The 20765-nt window shown below is 69.4% G+C and carries 21 protein-coding genes; 19 read left to right on the top strand and 2 right to left on the bottom strand.

Going from position 1 to position 20765, the window contains the following annotated elements; genetic code table 11:
• Positions 1 to 4 precede the first annotated feature (4 nt).
• The 16 genes from GVY64_RS01460 to GVY64_RS01385 all read left to right on the top strand — a co-directional run bounded on the left by GVY64_RS01460 (position 5) and on the right by GVY64_RS01385 (position 15475).
• A complete protein-coding gene (locus tag GVY64_RS01460) occupies positions 5 to 967 on the top strand; it encodes a hypothetical protein (RefSeq protein WP_159837909.1) in 963 nt (320 codons plus the stop codon).
• A 15-nt stretch (positions 968 to 982) separates the two neighbouring features.
• Complete coding sequence (locus tag GVY64_RS01455; protein WP_159837907.1) at positions 983 to 1861, top strand: MinD/ParA family ATP-binding protein; 879 nt, start codon at positions 983 to 985, stop codon at positions 1859 to 1861.
• Entirely contained in the window at positions 1858 to 2520 is a 663-nt protein-coding gene (locus GVY64_RS01450; protein WP_159837905.1) for a DUF6668 family protein, read from the top strand. Before GVY64_RS01455 ends, GVY64_RS01450 begins: the two co-directional genes overlap by 4 nt.
• Before the next feature lie 51 nt (positions 2521 to 2571).
• Positions 2572 to 2868 (top strand): hypothetical protein, encoded by a 297-nt coding sequence (locus GVY64_RS01445; protein ID WP_039799032.1) that lies wholly within the window; start codon positions 2572 to 2574, stop codon positions 2866 to 2868.
• Between the two features lie 23 nt (positions 2869 to 2891).
• On the top strand, positions 2892 to 3152 hold the full coding sequence (locus GVY64_RS01440; protein WP_228829053.1) for a hypothetical protein: 261 nt from the start codon (positions 2892 to 2894) through the stop codon (positions 3150 to 3152).
• Between the two features lie 31 nt (positions 3153 to 3183).
• Entirely contained in the window at positions 3184 to 3840 is a 657-nt protein-coding gene (locus GVY64_RS01435; protein WP_236566528.1) for a hypothetical protein, read from the top strand.
• On the top strand, positions 3837 to 4649 hold the full coding sequence (locus GVY64_RS01430) for a hypothetical protein (RefSeq protein ID WP_159837901.1): 813 nt from the start codon (positions 3837 to 3839) through the stop codon (positions 4647 to 4649). Before GVY64_RS01435 ends, GVY64_RS01430 begins: the two co-directional genes overlap by 4 nt.
• Before the next feature lie 110 nt (positions 4650 to 4759).
• Positions 4760 to 5485 (top strand): hypothetical protein, encoded by a 726-nt coding sequence (locus GVY64_RS01425; protein WP_159837899.1) that lies wholly within the window; start codon positions 4760 to 4762, stop codon positions 5483 to 5485.
• Positions 5479 to 6951 (top strand): hypothetical protein, encoded by a 1473-nt coding sequence (locus GVY64_RS01420; protein WP_159837897.1) that lies wholly within the window; start codon positions 5479 to 5481, stop codon positions 6949 to 6951. Before GVY64_RS01425 ends, GVY64_RS01420 begins: the two co-directional genes overlap by 7 nt.
• Positions 6948 to 8438 carry an SCO6880 family protein gene (locus GVY64_RS01415; RefSeq protein ID WP_063017581.1) on the top strand — a complete coding sequence of 497 codons (1491 nt, stop codon included), beginning with the start codon at positions 6948 to 6950 and terminating at the stop codon, positions 8436 to 8438. The genes GVY64_RS01420 and GVY64_RS01415 overlap by 4 nt, the downstream gene beginning before the upstream one ends.
• A gap of 7 nt (positions 8439 to 8445) precedes the next feature.
• Positions 8446 to 10590: a hypothetical protein gene (locus GVY64_RS01410; protein WP_159837895.1), complete on the top strand. Its 2145-nt coding sequence runs from the start codon at positions 8446 to 8448 to the stop codon at positions 10588 to 10590.
• Positions 10587 to 10895 (top strand): transposase, encoded by a 309-nt coding sequence (locus GVY64_RS01405; protein WP_040867646.1) that lies wholly within the window; start codon positions 10587 to 10589, stop codon positions 10893 to 10895. The genes GVY64_RS01410 and GVY64_RS01405 overlap by 4 nt, the downstream gene beginning before the upstream one ends.
• Before the next feature lie 37 nt (positions 10896 to 10932).
• Positions 10933 to 12597, top strand: a complete 1665-nt coding sequence (locus GVY64_RS01400; protein WP_159837893.1) for a peptidoglycan DD-metalloendopeptidase family protein — start codon at positions 10933 to 10935, stop codon at positions 12595 to 12597.
• A 65-nt stretch (positions 12598 to 12662) separates the two neighbouring features.
• Positions 12663 to 13217: a hypothetical protein gene (locus GVY64_RS01395; protein WP_159837891.1), complete on the top strand. Its 555-nt coding sequence runs from the start codon at positions 12663 to 12665 to the stop codon at positions 13215 to 13217.
• Between the two features lie 42 nt (positions 13218 to 13259).
• Positions 13260 to 15095, top strand: coding sequence for a type IV secretory system conjugative DNA transfer family protein (locus tag GVY64_RS01390; protein WP_159837889.1), 1836 nt, complete (start codon positions 13260 to 13262; stop codon positions 15093 to 15095).
• Positions 15092 to 15475, top strand: coding sequence for a DUF4913 domain-containing protein (locus tag GVY64_RS01385; protein ID WP_236566527.1), 384 nt, complete (start codon positions 15092 to 15094; stop codon positions 15473 to 15475). The genes GVY64_RS01390 and GVY64_RS01385 overlap by 4 nt, the downstream gene beginning before the upstream one ends.
• Positions 15476 to 15561: 86 nt before the next feature.
• Here the strand turns inward: GVY64_RS01385 and GVY64_RS01380 are convergent, their stop codons facing one another.
• On the bottom strand, positions 15562 to 16107 hold the full coding sequence (locus GVY64_RS01380) for a hypothetical protein (protein ID WP_159837887.1): 546 nt from the start codon (positions 16105 to 16107) through the stop codon (positions 15562 to 15564).
• Between the two features lie 411 nt (positions 16108 to 16518).
• The gene (locus GVY64_RS01375) at positions 16519 to 17397 is read right to left on the bottom strand and encodes a peptidylprolyl isomerase (RefSeq protein ID WP_159837885.1); all 879 of its coding nucleotides are present in this window, start codon (positions 17395 to 17397) and stop codon (positions 16519 to 16521) included.
• 139 nt (positions 17398 to 17536) lie between these two features.
• Here GVY64_RS01375 and hisS point away from each other — a divergent pair, with 139 nt between their 5' ends.
• From hisS to GVY64_RS01360, 3 genes are all read left to right on the top strand, one after another.
• Positions 17537 to 18808: a histidine--tRNA ligase gene (gene hisS, locus GVY64_RS01370; RefSeq protein WP_159837883.1), complete on the top strand. Its 1272-nt coding sequence runs from the start codon at positions 17537 to 17539 to the stop codon at positions 18806 to 18808.
• A 152-nt stretch (positions 18809 to 18960) separates the two neighbouring features.
• Positions 18961 to 19608 (top strand): hypothetical protein, encoded by a 648-nt coding sequence (locus tag GVY64_RS01365; protein WP_159837881.1) that lies wholly within the window; start codon positions 18961 to 18963, stop codon positions 19606 to 19608.
• A gap of 129 nt (positions 19609 to 19737) precedes the next feature.
• Positions 19738 to 20745, top strand: coding sequence for a malate dehydrogenase (locus tag GVY64_RS01360; protein ID WP_159837879.1), 1008 nt, complete (start codon positions 19738 to 19740; stop codon positions 20743 to 20745).
• Positions 20746 to 20765 lie beyond the last annotated feature (20 nt).

Here is a 20765-nt window from a genome sequence, read left to right as displayed (position 1 = left end):
GGGAATGTTGAAGTCGTACAAACAGCTTTCCCGCTGGTACGGCGCTCTGGAGCCGGACAACGGCGCGCCGGAGAAAAGCGAGCCGGATGCGGCGAACACCATCATCCCCGCGGACGACGACCGGCCTTCGCGCTACCCGGACCACCTCCGCGACGACGACGAGCCGTGGCAGCGCAGACCTGAAGAGGTTCCGTCGGATCTGCCCGCGCAGCGCAGCGAGTTCACCGGCGGGTGGTCGGATTGGGTGGTGACCGGTCACGCGCCCGGCCCCGACGACGACTATGTCGCGCCGCTGCATGCCGGCCCCCTGCCGTTCCCGTGGGCCGGCGACGACGAGCCGGACCCGGTCGAGCCCCCACGCCCTGCGGAGTCGCGCGCGCTGCGGCAGGCCGCTCGCGCCCACCCGGCCGTTCGCCGGGCCCGGCTGCTGATCCTCGTGATCGTGGCGGTGCTGGTCATCGTCGTCGCCGCCGTGGGTGTGCTGCTCCTGCTGCGTTCGGCCGCCGACCGCGCCGCGCAGCCGATGCACTCGCAGACCTCCGCGTCGGTGCAGCTCACCGTCGGCGGAGCCCAGGCCGTCGGCAACCCGCGCGCGGCCGGTGCCTGCCCGACGGAGCGCAGCGACGCGATCGTACGCAGCGCGGAGGCGGGCGGCACCGGCTCCGGACCGGACGCGGTGCTGTCGTTCCAGTACGCGTACTACGTCGAGCGCTCCGGGGAACGAGCCCGCGCGGCCGTCTCACCGGATGCCGACGTCCAGCCCGCGCCGGTCATCCAGCGGGGCATCGACTCCGTCCCGGCGGGCACGACGCATTGCGTGCGGATCGTGACGGTCGGCGACAACCGGTATTCGGTGGAGGTGACCGAATACCGACCCGGCGGCGCGCCCGCCACCTACAGCAGGCAGACGGTCACCACCGCGGTGATCGACGGCCGCACCCTGATCACGGGTATCACGGCCGGATAAAGGAGAGCAGAGGCGATGGGAGAGGACTGGAGCCGCTGGCTCGACGAGGCGCCCGGGGAGGGCGCGGCGTCGAGCCGGCCGGTGCGTTCCAAGGCTCCGGTGGTGCGGTTGCGGCGCGGCAAGGGCGATGGCTCGGAAGCCGATCATCCGGTGCAGCGGCCGATCCTGGTGGTCGGCGGGTGCGGTGGTGCGGGCACCACCACGACGGCGTTGGGTTTGGCAGGTGAACTCGGTTCGGGTGGCACGCCGACGGTCGCGGTGGACGCCACCTCGGCAGGTAGCGATCTCGCGCTGCGCGGCGCGGACGAGCACCTGCACCCGATCAGCTTGCAGTCCTGGCTGTACGGTCGCGGTGACGACGAACCCGCGCCCTTGAAGGAGTGCCTGTCGCGGGCGACTTCGGGCATCGGCTTGCTCTGGCGCGACGCCGCGCCGCTGCGCAGGCGTGCGACCTATCTCACGGTCGCCCGTGCGGTGCGCGAGGCCGGATACACCGGCGTCTACGACGGGGGACACCCGATTGCCGCCCGGCAACTGCTGCCTCTGCTCGATGACGCCGATGTCGCTCTGGTGCTTGCCATTCCGGCCCGCACCGACGCGGCCAACCGACTGCGGGTCGCTCTGGAATGGCTGGACGACCAGTTCGGCGACGCCGGAGAGGGGCACGGAGGCGGCATCGTCGGCGACACCACCATCGTGGTCTCGCACCAGTACCCGGGCGACGACTCCCGGGTAGCGGATCATTTGCGCGAGCATCTGTCCGGCTGGGTCCGCGACATCAGGGAGATTCCCTACGATCCGCACCTGGCCCGTGGTGAACTCGTGCGGCACACCTCGTTGGCCGCCGAGACGCGCCGGGCATATGGGCGCCTGCTCGCCGGGGTGGCATCATGACCGCCGCCATGATTTTTCCGCGTCAGCCCGACCCAGCGCCCGCCGGTGTGATCGCCCCGCCGGAGTCCCGCCGTGCCGCCGTCTGGGACCGCCCCGTGCCGGGTGTCGGCCGGGCGCCGCTGGTCTGGCTGCTGGGTGTGCACGGCGGAGCCGGAGCCAGTACCCTCGCGCATGTGCTTGCGCCCGCGGCGGATTCGGGCCGCCGCTGGCCCGGCGTCTTCGACCGCGAAAGTCCGTTCGTCGTCCTCGTCGCACGAGAGACCATCGCCGGTCTGTCCCGCGCGCACGACCTACTGCGCCAACATCTTTCGGGTTTCGCCGGTCCCTCCGACGTGCTCGGCCTGATCACGGTCGCCGCGCGGCCCGGCCGGATGGCTCCCGAGATCCGGCGCTATCGCGACGTGGTCGGCTCCTTGGCCGGACAGGTGTGGCAGGTGCCGTGGTATGAGGAATGGACGCTGGTGGAACCCGAGCAGCTGCCGGTGTGGTCGCCCGGTGACCCGATGCCGTCCAGGAAACGCAAGCTCGATCTGCTGGAGGAAGTCCCGCTCGATGTCCGGGAGCTCGGCGCCGACATCGTGGCGGCCGCGCGGACGGCACTGGAGGAGGCCAGCTACGACCGCCGGTCACCGGATCTCCGTAAGCCGTCCGATGAGTGAACGTCCGCATCGAATCGGCGACAACCACCCACTATTCGAGAAAGGCACCCGATGAGCACGCTCCTCCTCGCCGTGCAGGACACGTACGGCACCGTCCTCGCACAAGTCGGTAATCCGACGCCCGAGGCGCCGCCGGGCTCGGAGAAGATCCTGCAGCTGGTGCGCTATCTCACCTGGTTCGTCCTGTTGTCGGGCATCTGCGGCATCGTCTACGCGGGCGGCAAGTTCGCCTGGGAGAAGTGGACCGGAGGTGGCCTGGAGTCGCCGAAGATGGTGGCGGGCGCGATGATCGGCGGCGTGGTCGCCACCAGCGCGGGCACCATCATGAACGCCGTCATCGGCACCTGAGGCCGACGATGGGTACCGTACGCATGTCCGCAGTGGAGCTGCTCGCCTACAAGCAGATGCCCGCCGACGTCCTGGCACCGCTGATGCAGCTGCTGAACTGGCTGCTGTGGTTCGTCCTGCTGGTGTGCCTGGCCTGGATGATCGTGTCCGCGGGAAAGCTGTGGCTGGTCTTCCGCAGCGATCTGGCCATGAACGATGCCTCGCACGGCGTGCTGATGAGCCTGCTGGGTGCTGTGGTGGCGAGCACGGCGTCGGGGATCGCCCTGGCGTTCCTGCCCGCGTGAGCCGCCGGAGCGGGACGGGGACGACGCGGGAATGACTTCGACAGTACTGCGACCGGCGGACGCCACGGTGTCGCGGCGCGACATCCGCCGCCCCGCGGCCGGAGTGGTCGGCGCCGCGCTGCTGGTCGCGGCGGTCGGCTGCGGCGGCGGTGCGGACTCGGCGGGGCCGGATCTGTCGGCCGCGCCCACCAACGTGCGGTGGCAGCCGTTCCAAGGTGTGCAGCTGCCGCAGACCGACCAGGGGCCGCGGTCTACGGCCGACGGCGCGGCGACCGGTTTCGAACACTCGCCGCGCGGTGCGGCCGTCGCCGCGCTGACCCACTCGGTGCGGCTGGCGGTGGCCGCCGATACGCAATGGGCGAAAGTCGCTGCGGAAGAACTCGTTCCGGGTGCCGCCAAGGACGAGTGGGCGATCAACCGGGTGCAGTTGTCGATCACCGGCCCGGCAACCCCGGAGTTCGCGCCGCGTCTGCTGGGCTACAAGATCACCGGATACTCCGAGTCGCGTTCCACCGTCGACGTGTACACCGAATACTCCGACCGGTCGAAAGCTGTGCACCATACGGCCGTCGAGTGGTTCGGCGAAGACTGGAGATTACGGCTGCCCGACCCGGATTCGACAGTGCGACCCCTCGATTCGATCGACGCATTACCTACCGACATCGTGAAACTGGAGGCACCGACGTGAGCGACAGGGAGTCGTACGCGCGCGACCGTGTCTCCTTCGGAATCGTCGCCTCCGCCGCCGTGCTGGCGCTCATCGTGGTCGTCGGCATCTTCGTCTTCGTCAGCCGCGACGAGGAGCCGGTCGGGGGCGCGCCCGCCGTCACCGAAGGCTCCGGCGGTACCGGCTTCGCGAGCCCCGAGACGGATATCCTGGGCAGGCGCGTCGACATTCCGAACAACGCTGCCGGCCAACCGCTTTCGCAGGACCCCTCGCGCCAGCGCAAGCCCACCGACCCGGACTGGCTGACCGCGGCGCCGGAAGGCACCACCGAACCGCACGGCTGGCAGCGGGTGTACGGCGCCTCCGTCCCGTTCTCCACCTCGGACGGGCCGACGCGGATCGAGGACGACCTGGCCGTCGGCTACTCGCACACCCCGCAGGGCGCGGTGCTGGCCGCGGCGCAGATCACCTACCGGCTCAACGCCCGGCCCGCCGATCGCGACTTGTACGTGCGCCAGGTCCGAGTGTCCGCCCAGCAGATCGCCGCCTACGACAAGGCGCTGGCCGACGACCGCCTGCCGCAGCAGCAGCCGGAGAAGGTGACCCGCTATTTCGTGGCCTCCGACGCGTTCAAAGTGGACGACTACGCCGACGATCTGGCCATCATCCGGCTGGCCACCAGGGGACCGGTGGTGGACGGCAAACAGTTGTGGGCAGCGACGCGCCTGGTCATGGTGTGGGACGCGGGCGACTGGCGACTGAAGCCATCCACCACCAACAATGCGCAGACGGAATATCTCGAATCGCTGACGGGATGGACCAAGTGGTGACCGCGCGCAGACCCGGCCGGATGCCCCTGGCTCTGATGGGCGCGGGCGCGTTGATCAGTGTCGCACTCGCGGTGGCACTGACAGGGGTCGCGCTGCGGGACGGCGCCTCCGTGGACGAGCGGGACGCCGTTCCCGGCACATCGGCGGGAACCGCTCCCGATCCGATCGCAGGGACATCTGCGTTCGGCACACCGGAGACCGACCTGTTCGGCCGCCGAGTCGACGTGCCGGTCCGCGCTGCTGGTGTTGTCCTGCAACAAAAACCGGATCAGCGGCAGCAACCGGGCTCACCCGGGTGGACCGCTTCCGCGCCCACGCCGTCGAACGGCGAGGGGGTGTGGCAGCGGCTGTTCGGTGGTCCGGTCGTGCGCTTCTCCGCGTCCGACGGCCCATCCCGCATCGACGGCTCCGCCGCCCTGGGATTCGCGCATACGCCGCAGGGTGCCGCCCTGGCCGCCGAACAGATCTACTGGCGGACCAATGCCAATCCGAAGGATCGCGACCTGCTGACCCGGCTGGTCGACGTGACGCCGCAATATATGGCCGAGTACGACCGGCTGGTCGCCGAGGGCAAAGTGTCGGACCGCCTGCCCGAGAAGCTGAGACCCCTCTTGTTCGCTTCGGACGCGTTCCGAATCGAGAGCTATGCAGATGATTTCGCGAAAGTGCAGTTTGCGAGAAAGGCTCGAGAAACAGTTGATGGCCAACCAACATGGGTGGGCATGCGCCTGGCGGTCCGGTGGCGAGACGGAGATTGGAAGCTCACCACGGTGACAGGCGACGAGCGAGTGCAGATCGAGTCCCTGCGGAGCATCGAGGGGTGGACACAATGGTGAAGCGCCTAGTCACGATACTCGCGGTCATCTTCACGGTGATGATCGCGACGCCGACCGTGGCCTACGGCCAGACCTACGGTTTCGACGAGACGTGCAACGAAATTCACGACACGCTCGACAACGTCGGCCTGCCCGGCATTTCACTCGGCGACGCCGCGTCCGCCGCGTGCAAGGCGGGCAACGCCGCCACGCATCCCGACCAGGCGGCGACGGCGGTCAAGGACAAGGCCTGGGATTCCACCTTCGGCAAGGTGGTCGATTCGCTGATGAACGGTCTGGGCGAGGCGATCATCCTGGCGTTGACCTTCTGGATGAAGGTACCCAACGAGGCGGCCAGCGATTCCGGTTCGCTGTTCACCAAGATCAACGACTACACCTATCAAGCGCAGATCCTGTTGCTGATAGCGTCGGTGATCCTGTCCGGGGCGCGATTGGCCGAAGCCAGACGGGGGGCCGCGATGAACGAAGCGGCCGAATCGTTCCGGATGTTCACCCGCGTCGTGTTCAGCTCCTGGATGCTCGGCGCGGTGATCGTGGCGGGCACGCAGGCGTCGGATCGCTTCGCCGAGTGGATCATCGACGACTCGACCAACGGCAACGCCAAGGACTTGGCCGAGCTGATGGTGAAGACCAGCAAGCTGCAGGCGTTCTCGCCGGGACTGGTGCTGATCATCGCGATCGTCGGCCTGCTCGGCGCGCTCGCGCAGATCGTGCTCGCCATCGTCCGGCAAGGCCTGCTGGTGATCGCGGCCGGTGTGCTGCCGCTGGCGGCGGCGGCCTCCGGCATGAACATCGGCAAGCAGTCCTATCAGAAGCTCATCGGCTGGATCATCGCCTTCATGCTGTGGAAACCGGTGGCGGCGATCGTGTACATGATCGCTTTCACCACAGCGGGTCACGTCGATTCGCTCACCCCCGCCGGCGGCCTGCCCGACGGTGAGCAGGCCCAGCGCATGCTGGTCGCGATCGTGCTGCTGTGCAGCGTGGCATTCGTGCTGCCCGCGCTCATGCGACTGGTCACTCCGGCCGTCGCGATCGTCGGCAGCGGCGGTTCCGGTTTCACCGCGGCCGGTGGCACTCTGGTCGGCGTGGCGGCCTTGGGCGCCATGGGCACGAAGGCGGTCGGCGTCAAGGGCACGGCTGCCCCGGGCCGGGCCGGCTATGTGAGCGGCAGCGGCACCGGCCCCCGTCCCGGCGGCGCGGGCGGACCGCGTGGCGGCGGCGCACCTCGCCCGACCCCGCCGCGTGGCGGCGGTGGCCCGCAGGGCGGTGCGGCTCCGCGCGCCTCCGGACCCGCGGGCGCGGCCGGGGTAGCGTCCGGAGCGGCCAGGACGGCAGGCCGGATCGGCGCGGCGCGCGCTGCGAGCGGCGGGTTGAACCGGGCCGACCAAGCCATGGGTGACGTCGCGGGCGATCGCTGGACGAACCGTTCACCCGACCTCGGGAGGAGCACCATTCCGCGATGACACTCACCGACACCTACGAGCGGCGCTCGTACGGGCTTTGGCAGAAGCCGCGCAGCGCAGGTCTTTTCGGCCTGCGTTGGGAGGAGACCGTGCTCGGCTTCGCGGTCGTGATCACGGCGCTGATCACCGCGATGGTCGGCGGCTTCCAGTGGGGTGCGATCGTCGGCGGCGTCGGTGTCGTCGTGATGGTCCCGCTGGTATGGCGGACCGGAGGTCGTTCGGGCTACGAGACGGGATTGATGATGTTCAACTGGATGCGCTCGCGCAGTCGTGGCGAGCACGTGTACCGCGGTGGCCGCTTCTCCCGGATTCCCGGCGGCGTGACCCGCCTGCCCGGGTTGCTGGCGCCCTCCAAGCTGTACGAGGGCATCGACGCGGGCGGTTACAGCTTCGGCATGATCCACCTGCCGCAGTTCGCCCAGTACACGGTGGTGCTGCGGGCCTGGCCGCAAGGCCACGAGGCGGTGGACCAGCCGGTGATCGATCGGTGGGTCTCGGCGTGGGGCACCTTCCTCGCCTCGGTCGGCCAGACCAGCGACATCGTGGCCGTGGTGCCGGTCATCGACACCGTGCCGGAGACCGGAAACCGCTTGCTCACCGAGGTTTCCACGATCACCAGGCCGGAGGCGCCGGAACTGGCCCAGCAGGTGATGTACGAGCTGGCTACCGAGTTGCCGCAGGAGCGGGTGCAGTTGCTGCCGCGAGTGGCGATCACGTTCAAGGCCACCACCGCCGAGCGCCGCAAGAACCCGGCGGAAGAGGCCGTCGAGATCGGCCGCCGCCTGCCCGGCATCTGCGCCGCGCTGGCCGAAGCCGGTGTGCGCGCCCAGCCGATGTCGGCCGACGAGGTGATCGCTTTCATCCGGCGCAGTTACGATCCCGCCTCGCAGGCCGACCTGGAAGTGGCCGCGGGCGAACCCGAGGGGCACGGCCTGGACTGGGCGGACGCGGGCCCGGTGTCCCACGACGAGAAGTGGGATCATCTGGTGCACGACGGAGGCCGGTCGGTCACCTGGGAGATGGACGCCGCGCCGGAGGGCGCGGTCGACGAACGGGTGCTGCAGCGGCTGCTCGCGCCGAATCCCGAAGTACCGCGCAAACGTATCGCGATCGTGTACCGTCCGCACTCAGCCGCCGACGCCGCCGAAATCGTCGACGACGATTTCAAGAACGCGTTGGTGGCCCAGCAGAGCGAACGAGGGGTCGTGTCCGCGGCGGCGACGCTGCGGGTGGGCGCGACTCAGCAGGCCCGCGAAGAGCAGGCCCGGGGTCACGGTGTGACCCGCTTCGGGGCGCTGGTGACCATCACCGAGCCCCTGCGCGGTGACCTGCCGCGTATCGAAGCCATCACGCGCGACCTGTCGACCCAGGCGCGCTTGAAGATTCGGCGGTGCTACCGCTACCAGGCGGCGGCCTTCGCGGCCTCCCTCGGTTGCGGGGTGATCCTGCCGGAACACGCGACTATTCCGAAGGCACTGGCGGGGTGAGCGATTCATGGCACGGGACTACGAGCCACCCGTACGGGACCGGGACGAGGACGCACGCCGCAGGCGGCTCGAGCAGTCCGGCCGGGACGAGTGGGGACAGCGGCCGGAGCGCAGGCGCCCCGCGCGAGATTCGGCGCGGGTGAACGGCGAGGACCGGCGCGGCGTCGACACGTCCGACCGGCGCGGGGCCGAGCGGCGTGGGCGGCCGGGCGCGGGCCGGTCCGACGGCGTCCACACCGACCGCGGGCACACCGAACGTCCCCGCGGCGAGCGGAATCCGCGCATGTCCCGGGACGCGGTCACCGAGCGCATCGCCGCGCGGCCGGATCGCAACGGGGCCAGGAACGGCCGCGTGGCACGGCCCGCGAAGGTGGACTACACCGCCGACCGCGCCATGGGCACCCCGTACACGGACAAGGCGGCCCGCCGCGCGAAGGCGAAGGCCGATCGGCGTAAGCAGTCCGGGCCGCCCCTGCTCGACGACGCCACCCGCGCCAAGCTGGAGATGATCGCCCGCGAGGGCAGTGGTCTGCGGGCGGCGTTCGCGCAGTTCCGCGTCCGCACCGACGACATCCGCCGCCGCAACTACGCGGCGCGCGCGGAGCAGACGATCGAGGACGGCTTCGACCGCAGTACAGCGCAACTCACCGACCGCGGCTACGCGGGACCGGGAGGCGGCCGGATGAACGTGGTCGGCCGCCCGGTCGAGTACCGCGCCACCACCGCCCAGGTCGCCGGCTTGTGGCCCTGGTCGGTCGGCGCGGGCGCGCCGTTGATCGGCACGCCCCTCGGCTCGCATCTGCACACCGGTGCGCCGGTCTGCTTCGACCCGATGAACTGGTTCATGCGCGGCAGTTTCATCACCGCGCCCAGCCTTTTCGTGCTCGGCCTCAACGGTTTCGGCAAGTCCTCGCTGGTCCGCCGGATCGTGCTGGGCGGCATCGCGCAGGGGATCACGCCGTTGATCCTCGCCGACGTCAAGCCCGACTACCGGAAGATGGTCGAACTGGTCGGCGGCCAGGTGATCGACCTCGGGTACGGGCACGGCAAACTGAATCCGCTCGCGGCGGGCGTGCTCGGCGCGGTGGTCCCACGGCTGGAGGAGTTCCCGGCCTTGCAACTGCAGGTGCTGCAGGACTTGCGGGCCCGGCAGGTGACCCTGATCGCGGGCCTGGTCGAACTGGTACGCGGTGACCGAGTGCGCGACTACGAGGAGACACTGATCTCCACGGCCCTGCGCATCCTGTACCGGCCGGGCAGCGGCTACACGCCGGACAAACCGCCGATCATGGAGAACCTGCTCGAGGTGATCGTCGGCGGCGGTGAGGAATTGATGCTGGACGCGGGCGCCGACGACGTCGCGGAGTACCAGGAGGCGATCAAGGGGCTGCGCCGCTCCCTACGCGCGCTGACCCAGGGTCCGTTCGGCGCGGTCTTCAACGGGCAGACCACCGTGCCGATCGACACCAGCGCGGTCGCGGTGTGCATGGACGTCTCGCACATTCCGACCGGCGACAAGAAGCTCAAGGCGGCGGTCATGCTGGCCTGCTGGGCCGACGGGTTCGCCTCGGTCGAAGCCGCACACGTGCTCGCCGACGCGAAGCTCGGCCCGCAGCGCTATTTCCAGGTGGTGATGGACGAGCTGTGGCAGGTACTCGGCCTCGGTGACTTCATGGTCGACCGCGTCGACGAACTCACCCGGTTGCAGCGCGGCATCGCGACCGCGCTCATCATGATCAGCCACACCATCAAGGACCTGCAGGCGCTCGGTTCGGAAGCCGCCATCGCGAAGGCGCTCGGTTTTCTCGAGCGGGCGCGCGCCAAGATCTTCGGCGCGCTCCCGGCCGAGGAGATCAAACGGCTGGACAGCACGGTTCCGTTCACATCGGCCGAGGAGGAGATGGTGACCGGATGGTCCGCACCGCAAGCGCTGACCGGTGAGGCGCTCAAACCGGGACAGCAGCGGCCCTCGCCGCCTGGCACCGGCAAGTTCCTGCTGAAGATCGGTGAGGATCGTCGCCCCGGCATCCCGTTCCACATGGAATTCACGCTGTCGGAGAAGGAAAGCGGGATCCACGACACCAACCAGCGGTTCAGCGAGTTCACCGAATCGACTTCGCGGGGAACGGATTCACCGGGGAGTGCCGCATGATGCCGCACCGGTCCTACCGTCGCGTCTCTCCGGAGGTGCGCCAAGCGGCGGTCGAACAGGTCATCGCGCTGACCGGCAAGCTGCGCAGTGAATCGGAGGCCTGCCGCGTGGTCGCCGAGCAGATCGGTGTGCACACGAACTCGGTGCGGAACTGGGTGCGCGCGGCCGAAGGCCCCGGCCTGGAACGGATGGACGCGACCGCGCTGCGGCGCAAAGTCGCGCTGTTGCAGCAGCAATTGGCGGCCGCCGCCGAGATGAACCGCACGTTGGCCGACACCCTCAACGAAGCCCGGCGCCGGACGTGAGCCGCGGCTGCGCGCGGCACGATGCCGGAGTGCGGCGATGAGCGGCAAATCGGTGCTGTGGACGGCGCTGGGCGCGGTGCTCGGCCTGATGACCATCGTGCTGGTCATCGTCATGCCCGCCGTGGACGACGCCTGCGAGGGCGGGTCCGTACTCGGTTCGCAGTCGGCGCTCCCGCCACTGGGCGGCTACCCGCCGGGTGATCGGCGTGCCGCCGCGACCGCCGGTGCCGGCGCGACCCAGACCAATCCGGCCGCGACCGCCACCCCCTCGCTCGCCGCGGGAGCGGGCCCGTTGCGCCGCACTCTCCCGATGGCCACCGGAACCTTCACCGTGTCGGATACCTTCGGCTCGCGGGGCGGCGCGCACCGTGGCGTCGACCTGGCCGCGCCCGACGGCACGCCGATCTTCTCGGTCTCCGACGGCCGTGTGGTCGCCGCCGGTCCGGCGTCCGGCTTCGGCAACTGGATCGTCGTCGATTCCGTTGACATCAACGGCCGTTCGTACTCGGCGGTCTACGGGCACATGTGGGACTCCGGCGTGCTCGTCCGCGCGGGCGACACGGTGAGGGCGGGGCAGCACATCGGCGCGGTCGGTTCGGCGGGGGAGTCCAGCGGGCCCCATCTGCATTTCGAGATCGTGCCGGGCGGCAGGTTCACCGGTGGGCGCCAGATCGACCCGTTGCCGTGGCTGGACGGCGCCCCGACCCCGGATGTCGGCGGTGCGCGCGTCTACTCCAGCGATCCGCGCTGCAGCCTCGGTTTCGGCACCGCCGGTGGCGCGCTGGCCGCGGGCAAGGTGCCGCAGGAACTGGAGATCTGGTACCGCCGGGCAGGTTCCATCTGCCCGCAGATCACGCCTTCGCTGCTGGCCGCGCAGGGCAGGCAGGAGTCCGGTTTCCGCCGTGGCGCCACCTCCCCCGCGGGCGCGCAGGGCCTGGCGCAATTCCTGCCGACCACCGCGGTGAGCATCAATCCCGATGACGGTCAGCCGTACGTGATCGACGCCGACGGCAACGGCGTGGCCAGTGTGTGGGACGACGGCGACGCGATCATCGGTCAAGGGCGCTACATGTGCGCGATCGCGCACAAGATCCAGCGGTGGCAGGCCGAGGGCCGGGTGCAGGGCGACATCGTCGCGCTGGCGCTGGCGGCCTACAACGCGGGCGAAGGTGCGGTACTGGCCTCCGGCGGCATGCCGAACCAGGTTGCCGCGCACTATGCCGAGACCCAGCCGTACGTGCGCAACATCCTCACGATGGAAGCGCAGTACCGGGCGCCGGGGTCGGTCGGCCGGTTCACGCCCGGGCCGGGGACGGCAGGCGACCAGATCGTCGAAGCCGCGCACGAATGGCTCGGCACCCCGTACGTCTGGGGTGGCGGCGGACCCCAAGGCCCGAGCGGCGGCGGACTGGACGGACCGGGTCTGACCGCGGCGGCGGTGTTCGCGGCGTCCTCCGGCACGGTGACATTGCCGCGCACGGCCGAACAGCAGTGGGAGGCGGGCGCGGAAGTGCCGATGAGCAAGGCCCGGCCGGGGGACTTGGTGTTCAGCTCGTTCGGTCGGCGTGGACCGGCGCAGGTCGGCGTCTACGTGGGCAACGGACGGATGATCCAGTCCGTGCCGGGGGCGGATGCCCGATCCGCCGGTGGTGTTTCGGAAGTCGCGGTTCCGGGGGACGGACGTGCGAGGAGGGTGCTGTGAGCGGTGACGGGCCCGAACACACGGCGGCAGGACTGCCGCGACGCCCCCGTGGGCGGCTAGCCTGGATGGATAGAGGAAATGCACGGGCGAAACTGGTGGTGATGCTGGTGGCGAGCGTCGCGGTGCTGGGTGCGGCCTGCGGCCGCGCGGATACGGGATCCGATGCGGCGCACTCGGCTACGTCCACCACCCGTTTGCTGGAGGGCGTGCCCGCCCCCGATCCGGTGACGCCGGACGGTGTCGCGTTCGCGGCGTTGCGGGAGATCTACAGCTGGCAACCCGCCGCCGAGACTCAGGGCGCTTCCTTGAGCAGGGCGCGAAAGTTTCTCGGGCCCAGTTTGATTCGTATGCTGGATGCGGCGCCGACCGCGGTGGAGACGCCGAAGTCGACGCTGCAGTGGGCGGATTGGGCACGGGAGGGGGCACACGTGGAGGCATTCACGTTCGCGTCCGGGGAGAAGCCGCCGACCCTCAGCGACCCGAATGTCCAGCAGTTCAAGATCGGGATCGAACAGACCGTCGTCTATCCGAACGGACGCAAGGAGCCGCTGCCGCCCGCGACGGTGATCGCCACCGTCGTGCGCACGCCCGACGGCTGGCGGCTCGACGCATTCCGCTGACCACCCGCTTTCCGTACCGGACGGCCGACCCAGGAGGCACACATGGCGAAGAAGAAAAAGGTGACGGATCCGGCCATACCCGGACCCGACGTCAGCCTGTTACTGACCTACGCCGGCTTCGCGATCTTCGGAACTCTCTGGCTCGCGCTGCATCTGGGCAACATGCTCGAGGGCAGCCCGCAGAAGGTCCCGTTCAACCCGATCGCCATCGCGGCGGATCTGGCGCGGGGCAAGCTGCGCTGGCCGGGCGCGGCCACGGCGATCGTGTTGCTGGTGATCCTGAGCGTGGTCGCATATCTGGTGATCCGCAAGGAGCTGCAGAAGCGCCGGAGCAAGGGGAGGTTGCCGGTCGACGACAAGGCCGACGTGATGGGCAACGGTGGCGCGATCTCGATGCTCACCGAGGCGGGCGTCCGGGAGAAGGCCGAGCAGTTGGGCGTCGAACTCGGGTACGACGACGCTCCCGGTGTACCGATCGGCGTCGGTGTGGCAGACGGGGTGATGCTGTACGGCTCGTACGAGGATCTGCACTTGGACATCTGGGGTCCGCGCCAGGGCAAGTCGACGTCCCGGGTGATCCCGGCGATCCTCACCGCGATCGGTCCGGTGCTGGCCACCTCGAACAAGCGTGACGTGGTGGACGCGACCCGAGACGTGCGGGAGTCCAAAGGAAGTCCCACCTTCGTCTTCGATCCGCAGGGCGTCGCCGGAGAAGAGCCGACCTGGTTCTGGGATCCGCTGTCCTGGGTGGACGCCAAGCGGGAGGGTTGCGAGATGCGCGCGGCGCGGTTGGCGGGGCACTTCGCCGACGGCGACGACGGTAGTGACAGCAGCAACGACGCGTTCTTCGATCCCGAGGCCGAAGACCTGCTGGCCGGACTGTTCCTCGCCGCCGCGGTCGGTGATCGCAACGGCAGCAGGCCGATCGTTCAGGTGTGGGAATGGGTGACCAATCCGCAGGACACCGAGCCGATCGAGCTCCTGCGCGCCGCCCGCCATCACTACACGGCCTCGGGCCTGTCCTCGCAGTACAACGCCGATCCACGCACGCGCAGTGGCATCTTCGGCACCGCCAAGAAGATGATCCGGTGCCTGAAATTGTCGAACGTGCACCCGTGGATCACCCGTGGCGGCGATCGCAGGGAGTTCGACGAGCTGGAATTCCTGGAGAACAACGGAACGCTCTACAGCCTGTCGCTGGAAGGCCGCGGATCGGCCGCGCCGCTGGTGAGCGCGCTCACCGAGGCGGTGGTGGACGTGGCGATGCGCAAGGCGTCGCAGTCGGCCGGTGGGCGCCTGGCGATCCCGATGCTCGCGGTGCTCGACGAAGCCGCCAACGTGGTGCGCTGGAAGGACCTGCCCAAGCAGTACAGCCACTTCGGCTCGCGGGGCATCGTCGTGATGACGGTGCTGCAGTCCTGGGCCCAGGGCGCCCGCTGCTGGGGTGAGAGCGGCATGAACGCCTTGTGGTCGGCGGCGAACATCAAAGTGCTCGGTAGCGGCGTGGACGACACCAAGTTCCTGCAGGAACGTTCGGACGTGCTCGGCGAATACGATGCGATCTCGCAGTCGGTCTCCGAATCCAAGGGCGGCAAGAGCTATTCCCGCTCGCTGGGCTCGTCCAAGACGTTCTCCGTCAACGCCCTCGCGACGCTGCCGCGTGGCCGGGCGATCCTGTTCCCCTCCGGTGCGCCGCCGGTGCTCATCCGGACCGTGCCCTGGTGGGAGGGTGAGTACGCTGCCGACGTGAAGAAGTCCATCTCTCACCATGATCCACAGCGCAAGACCCAGATTGCGGACGTGATCGGTTCGCCGTCGCTGAGCAAGTCGACGCCACCGCCGGAGTACGGCCAAGTCGAGGAGGTCCGGCCGCTGTGACCGAACAGCAGCAGAACATGATCTACGCGAGCGTGGTGGCATTCGTCGAGGAATACTTGAGTGTGGTCTATCGGCGGCAGGTCACCGATCTCAGCGACACCGTGTGGTGCCCGGAGTGGTGGCAGCACGCCGAAGCGGTCGCCCGTCTGGACGCGCTGTGGCGCGCGTGGGAGCACTACCGGCAGAACCCGTCGACCGGGTTGAGCGTCTGGTTCCTCGATCATGCGGATCCGCACATGGCGAAATTGTTCGACCCCAAAGGGCCGTTCAAATACTGCAGCGTGCGCAACGGGCACAAGGACATGCTCAGCCCGCTACCGACGAAATCGCCGCAGCACGGGATGTTCGGCGATCCCACGATGGGAGACTTTCATACTTAGTCGCGATCGCACCGCGCGCTCTCGCGATATCGGCCGGAAAGACGAATGCCCGCTGGCGATTCAGCGGGCATTTCGTCCTTCTGCTGCTATCGTGTGCGCTCCAGGCCGCGGGATTCCTGTTCCCGTCCGCCCCTGGTGACCGACGGGGCCTCGCCGGGGCGGGTGCGCACGGCTTCGCCCGGCGGTTGCGCCTGCCCCACCTCGATCAGCATTCGCACGGCGGCGAGTTCCGGCGCCACACCCATTTTCGCGAGATGGGCCGCGATCGCCATGCGGCGTTCCTGAGAGTCGTACTGCAGAACCGGCTTGGCGGCGGCATTGGCCGCCATCCGCGATGCCTCGGCCTGTGCGGAAAAGCGGTCCTTCTCCAGCGACACACCCTTTTCCGGGATCGGCTTCTCGATCAGCCGGGCCAGTTCGGTGTTACGCGGATCCTTGGCCTTCGCGTCGCGCGCCTCGCGCAGCTGCAATTCCTTGGCCTCTTTGAGCCGGGCCTCGGTGAGCTTGACGCGCGCTTCGGCTTCCTTCTGGCCACGCTCGCGGGTCCGCAGGGCGACGAGCGTCGCAAGCTGCAACATTGTCCTCATCATGGCCGCGGTTTCCCGGCCGATGTCGTCCAGTTCCTCGGACATGGCTGCTCCCCGATGCTGCAGTGATCACTATGGATGATGGTGGTGCTTCGTTACGGACGCCGCCACGCGAACTGTAGTCCCGTGCAGCGGGTCCCGCCTGCAAACGTGGACACCCGGAGAACTTGTGGCGTGGCACTTCCTGTCCGGCGGATTGCCCGGCCGAGGCCGCGCTACGCTGCAAGAACTCCTTGTTTCGAGGTTACCTGACAAAGGTCGGCACAATCGAACGAGCTTGCTGCTTTATCAGCATATATCGCACATTTCCGGCGTGTCTCCGGGCGCGCCGGATGATCTTCGGACTGAGGACACCCTAACCGAAGAAAGGCTCGACTGCCTCGCACTCCGGCCGGATGGCCGTAGACATGGCTCGGGCCCGCTGCCGAGGGTCGGCGGCGGGCCCGGATGCGTGCGTCAGCGGTCGATACGGACCGACTGGATGGTGACCGGCTGCTTGGGCTTGCCGTCGCCTGGGCCGTTGGAGTCGTCCTGGCCCAGTGCGGCGATCTTGTCGAGCGTGCCGAGGCTGTTGTCGTCCACGGTGCCGAAGATCGTGTACTGCGGCGGGAGCTGCGAATCCGAGTACACGATGAAGAATTGGCTGCCGTTGGTACCGGGGCCCGCGTTGGCCATGGCCAGCACACCGCGCTTGTACGCGACCGGCTCGGAGGAGGCCGCGGGGTCGTTCGGAGCGTACTGATCGGTCGGGTATTCGTTGTCGAATTCGTAACCCGGCCCGCCCATTCCGGTGCCCGTGGGGTCACCGCACTGCAGAACCTTCAGGCCCTCGCCCGCGGTCATGCGGTGGCAGCTGGTGCCGTCGAAGTAGTTCTGTGCCGCCAGGCTGACGAAGCTGTTCACCGTGCACGGCGACTCGGCGTTGTTCAGGGTCAGCCCGATCGGGCCCTGACTGGTCTCCATGCTGACGCTGACCTCGGCATCCACGCCGGTGGTGGGGATGCCGCCGGCCTTCGGCTTGCTCGCCTGCTTGTCCGCGGGCTTGGCGCTGTCGCGGTAGGCGCAGTCGACCGTCGCGGGCTTGGCCTTCGCCGACGGCGGCGCGGCCGCGGCGGGCGTGCTGGACAGCGAGGCGTCGGCGGCGTCGGAGCTGCTGTTGTCGTCGCCGCGGGTCAAGAAGTACACCCCGGTCACGGCGGCGACCACCACGACGACACCGAGTACCGATCCGGCGATGGTGAGTTGCTTGCGCTTGCGCGCCCGCTCCGCCCGGTTGGCGAGCTGACGTTCCAGCTTGCGTTTCGCCGCTGCTCGTCGCTGTTCGTTGCTCGGCACTACCACGTTCCTCCCGTATCCGGTTACATCGGGATAAGAGTGTGCCATTTCTACCTGAGACTGCTCCGCAACCTTCCTGAGAGGCGGTTCGGCGAACCGGTTGGACTTGCGGGGCCGTAGTGGTGGAAACTGGAGCATCGTGACCAAGACCAGCAGCTTCTCCGCCCCGAAGGGGGTACCGGACTACGTGCCACCCGGCTCGGCCGAGTTCGTCGCGGTGCGCGACGGCCTGCTCCGCGCCGCCCGACTGGCCGGGTACGGGCATATCGAGCTGCCGGTCTTCGAGGACACGGGCCTGTTCGCCCGTGGTGTCGGTGAGTCCACCGACGTCGTCACCAAGGAGATGTACACCTTCCCCGACCGCGGCGATCGCAGCGTCACGCTGCGCCCCGAGGGCACCGCGGGGGTGATGCGCGCGGTGATCGAGCACGGCCTCGACCGCGGCCAGCTTCCGGTGAAGGTCTGCTACGCCGGTCCCTTCTTCCGATACGAGCGGCCGCAGGCCGGACGGTACCGGCAATTGCAGCAGGTGGGCATCGAGGCGATCGGCGTCGACGATCCGGCGTTGGACGCCGAGGTCATCGCCATCGCCGATGCCGGATTCCGCGGCCTGGGTTTGGACGGTTTCCGGCTCGAGGTCACCTCGCTGGGTGACGAGACGTGCCGTCCGCAATACCGGGAGCTGCTGCAGGATTTCCTGCTCGGGCTGCCGCTGGACGAGGAGACTCGGCGGCGTGCCCAGCTGAACCCGCTGCGCGTGCTGGACGACAAGCGGCCCCAGGTGCGCGAGATGACCGCGGATGCGCCTTTGATGATCGACCACCTCTCGGAGTCGGCCAAAGCGCACTTCGAGCAGGTGCTCGGCCACCTGGAGGCGCTGGGCGTGCCGTATGTGGTGAACCCGCGCATGGTGCGCGGCCTGGACTACTACACCAAGACCACGTTCGAATTCGTGCACGACGGTCTCGGCGCGCAGTCCGGCATCGGCGGCGGCGGCCGCTACGACGGTCTGATGGCCGAGCTGGGCGGCCAGCCGCTGTCGGGGATCGGGTTCGGCCTCGGCGTCGACCGCACCATGCTGGCGCTGGCGGCCGAGGGCAAGTCGGCGGGCGACCCGGCGCGCTGCGAGGTCTTCGGCGTGCCGCTGGGCGACGCCGCCAAGCAGCGGATGGTGGTGGTGGCCGCGCAGCTGCGCGCGGCGGGCATCCGGGTCGACCTGGCCTACGGCGGGCGCGGTGTGAAGGGCGCGATGAAGGCGGCCGATCGCTCCGGGGCGAAGTTCACCCTCGTACTCGGCGACCGGGACCTGGCGGAGAACACCATCGGGCTCAAGGACATGGCGACCGGCGACCAGCGGGAGATTCCCCTGCCCGAGGTGGTCGGTGTGATCCGGGAGTCGCTGGCCGGGTAGCGAGGTGGCGGGTGCCCGACGGTGTCGGGTTTCGCGACGCGACCGCCGGGCGCGCGGTACTGTGCGTCGAACCCGTCGCCGGCCGGGCGGCGGGTGCGGTTACGTGACCGGCGCGCAGAGTACAGCCGCCGGAGTCGCGAGAGGGCGGAGTAGTGTCCACGAATTCTGATGACCAGCAGTCGATCGCGCCGGTCGGGCTCGATCTGGTCGCGCCCGAGCTGTACGCGCCGATGTTGCGCCGCCTCGCGCTGGCCGCGTCGGGCATCGGGCTCGGCGCGGCGCTGCTGGCCGCGACCGTGGTGAGCTGGCCGATCGCCGCGGCCATCGGCGTCGTCGTCGGCGCGCCGACCGTCCTCTACGCCGTCGCGCTGCGTCGGCGGCGAATGTGGCTGACCGGCAATACTCTTCATGCCCGCAGGCTGTTCGGGGAACGGCAGGTGGAGCTGTCAGGGGCGACCGGGGTCGAGATGCTGGTGTTCCCGGCCCGATTGAGCAGGATCGCACTGCGGGTCACCGCGGGAGAGGTGTCCCAGGTCGTTCCGCTGGCGATGTACACCGACGCGGGCAGCGGTCGCGAATTGCACCTGTTGGGTCTGCGCAGGCTCGCCGACGCGCTCGCCGCCAGTCGATTGGCCGCGGCCGTAGCGGTTTCGGAGGTGCTGGTGCGCCAGTTGCGGGCCGAGGCGCGCGACGCCGGGCTCGAGGAACGGCCGCTGTATCGCGCCGTGCGGCTCGCGCGGGCGAAGGACGTGGTGTCGCCGATCGTGCTGACCGACACCGAGGTCGCCACGCTCGCCTGACCCGGCGTTCCAGGAAACGGGTGTGCGGCAGCGTACCGGTCACTGTCGCGTAGCTCACCGTGGGCGTTCGGCGGCGGTGAGAGTGGCTAGGGTGGGCAGCAGGAATCCGCCGACCGCAAGGAGTTCGTCGTGAGCACCGCCGCTGGGACCGTGACCGTCACCGTGACCGGAGCCGCGGGCCAGATCGCCTACGGGATGCTGTTCCGGATCGCCTCCGGCGCGATGCTGGGCCCGGACACGCGCGTGCGCCTGCGGCTGCTGGAAGTCCCCGCCGCGGCGGCGTCGCTGGAGGGCGTCGCGATGGAACTGGAGGACGGCGCGTTCGGGCTGCTGGAGTCCGTCGACATCAGCGACGACCCGTGGATCGGCTTCGCCGGCGCCGACATCGCCCTGCTCGTCGGCGCGCGGCCGCGCACGGCCGGGATGGAACGCTCGGATCTGCTCGCCGCCAACGGCGCGATCTTCACCGAGCAGGGGGCCGCGATCAACGCCAGCGCCGCGGACGACGTGAAAGTGCTCGTCATCGGCAACCCCGCCAACACCAACGCCTTCATCGCCATGAGCAACGCACCGGACGTGCCCGCCGAGCGTTTCACCGCCATGACCCGGCTCGACCACAACCGCGCCATCGCGCAACTCGCCGCGAAGACCGGTGCGCCCGCTGCCGACATCGCGCGGGTGGCGATCTGGGGCAATCATTCGGCGACGCAGTATCCCGATATCGCGCACGCCACCGTCGCGGGACGCCCCGCCCTCGACCTGATCGGCGATCCGGCGTGGTTGACCGAAGAGTTCGTGCCGACCGTGCAGCAGCGCGGCACCGCCATCATCCAGGCGCGCGGCGCATCGTCGGCGGCGAGTGCGGCCAGCGCGGCGATCGACCACATCCACGACTGGGTACACGGCACCCGGGACGGCGACTGGGTGTCCATGGCGGTGCCTTCGGACGGCTCCTACGGTGTGCCCGCGGGGCTGATCAGCTCGTTCCCCGTCACCTGTGCGAACGGCGAGTACACGATCGTGCCCGATCTGGCGATCGACGAACTCGCCCGCCCGCGGATCGATGCTTCGGTCGCCGAGCTGGAGCAGGAGCGCGACGCCGTCGTCGACCTCGGTTTCGTCAAGCGCGGCGCCTGACCGGCTGCGCGGACCTTCGC

Origin of the sequence: Nocardia sp. CY41 (assembly GCF_009829325.1) — a bacterium.
GTDB lineage: Bacteria > Actinomycetota > Actinomycetes > Mycobacteriales > Mycobacteriaceae > Nocardia.
The sequence above is the reverse complement of the archived record's forward strand: the minus strand, read 5'-3'. Positions and strand labels throughout refer to the sequence as shown.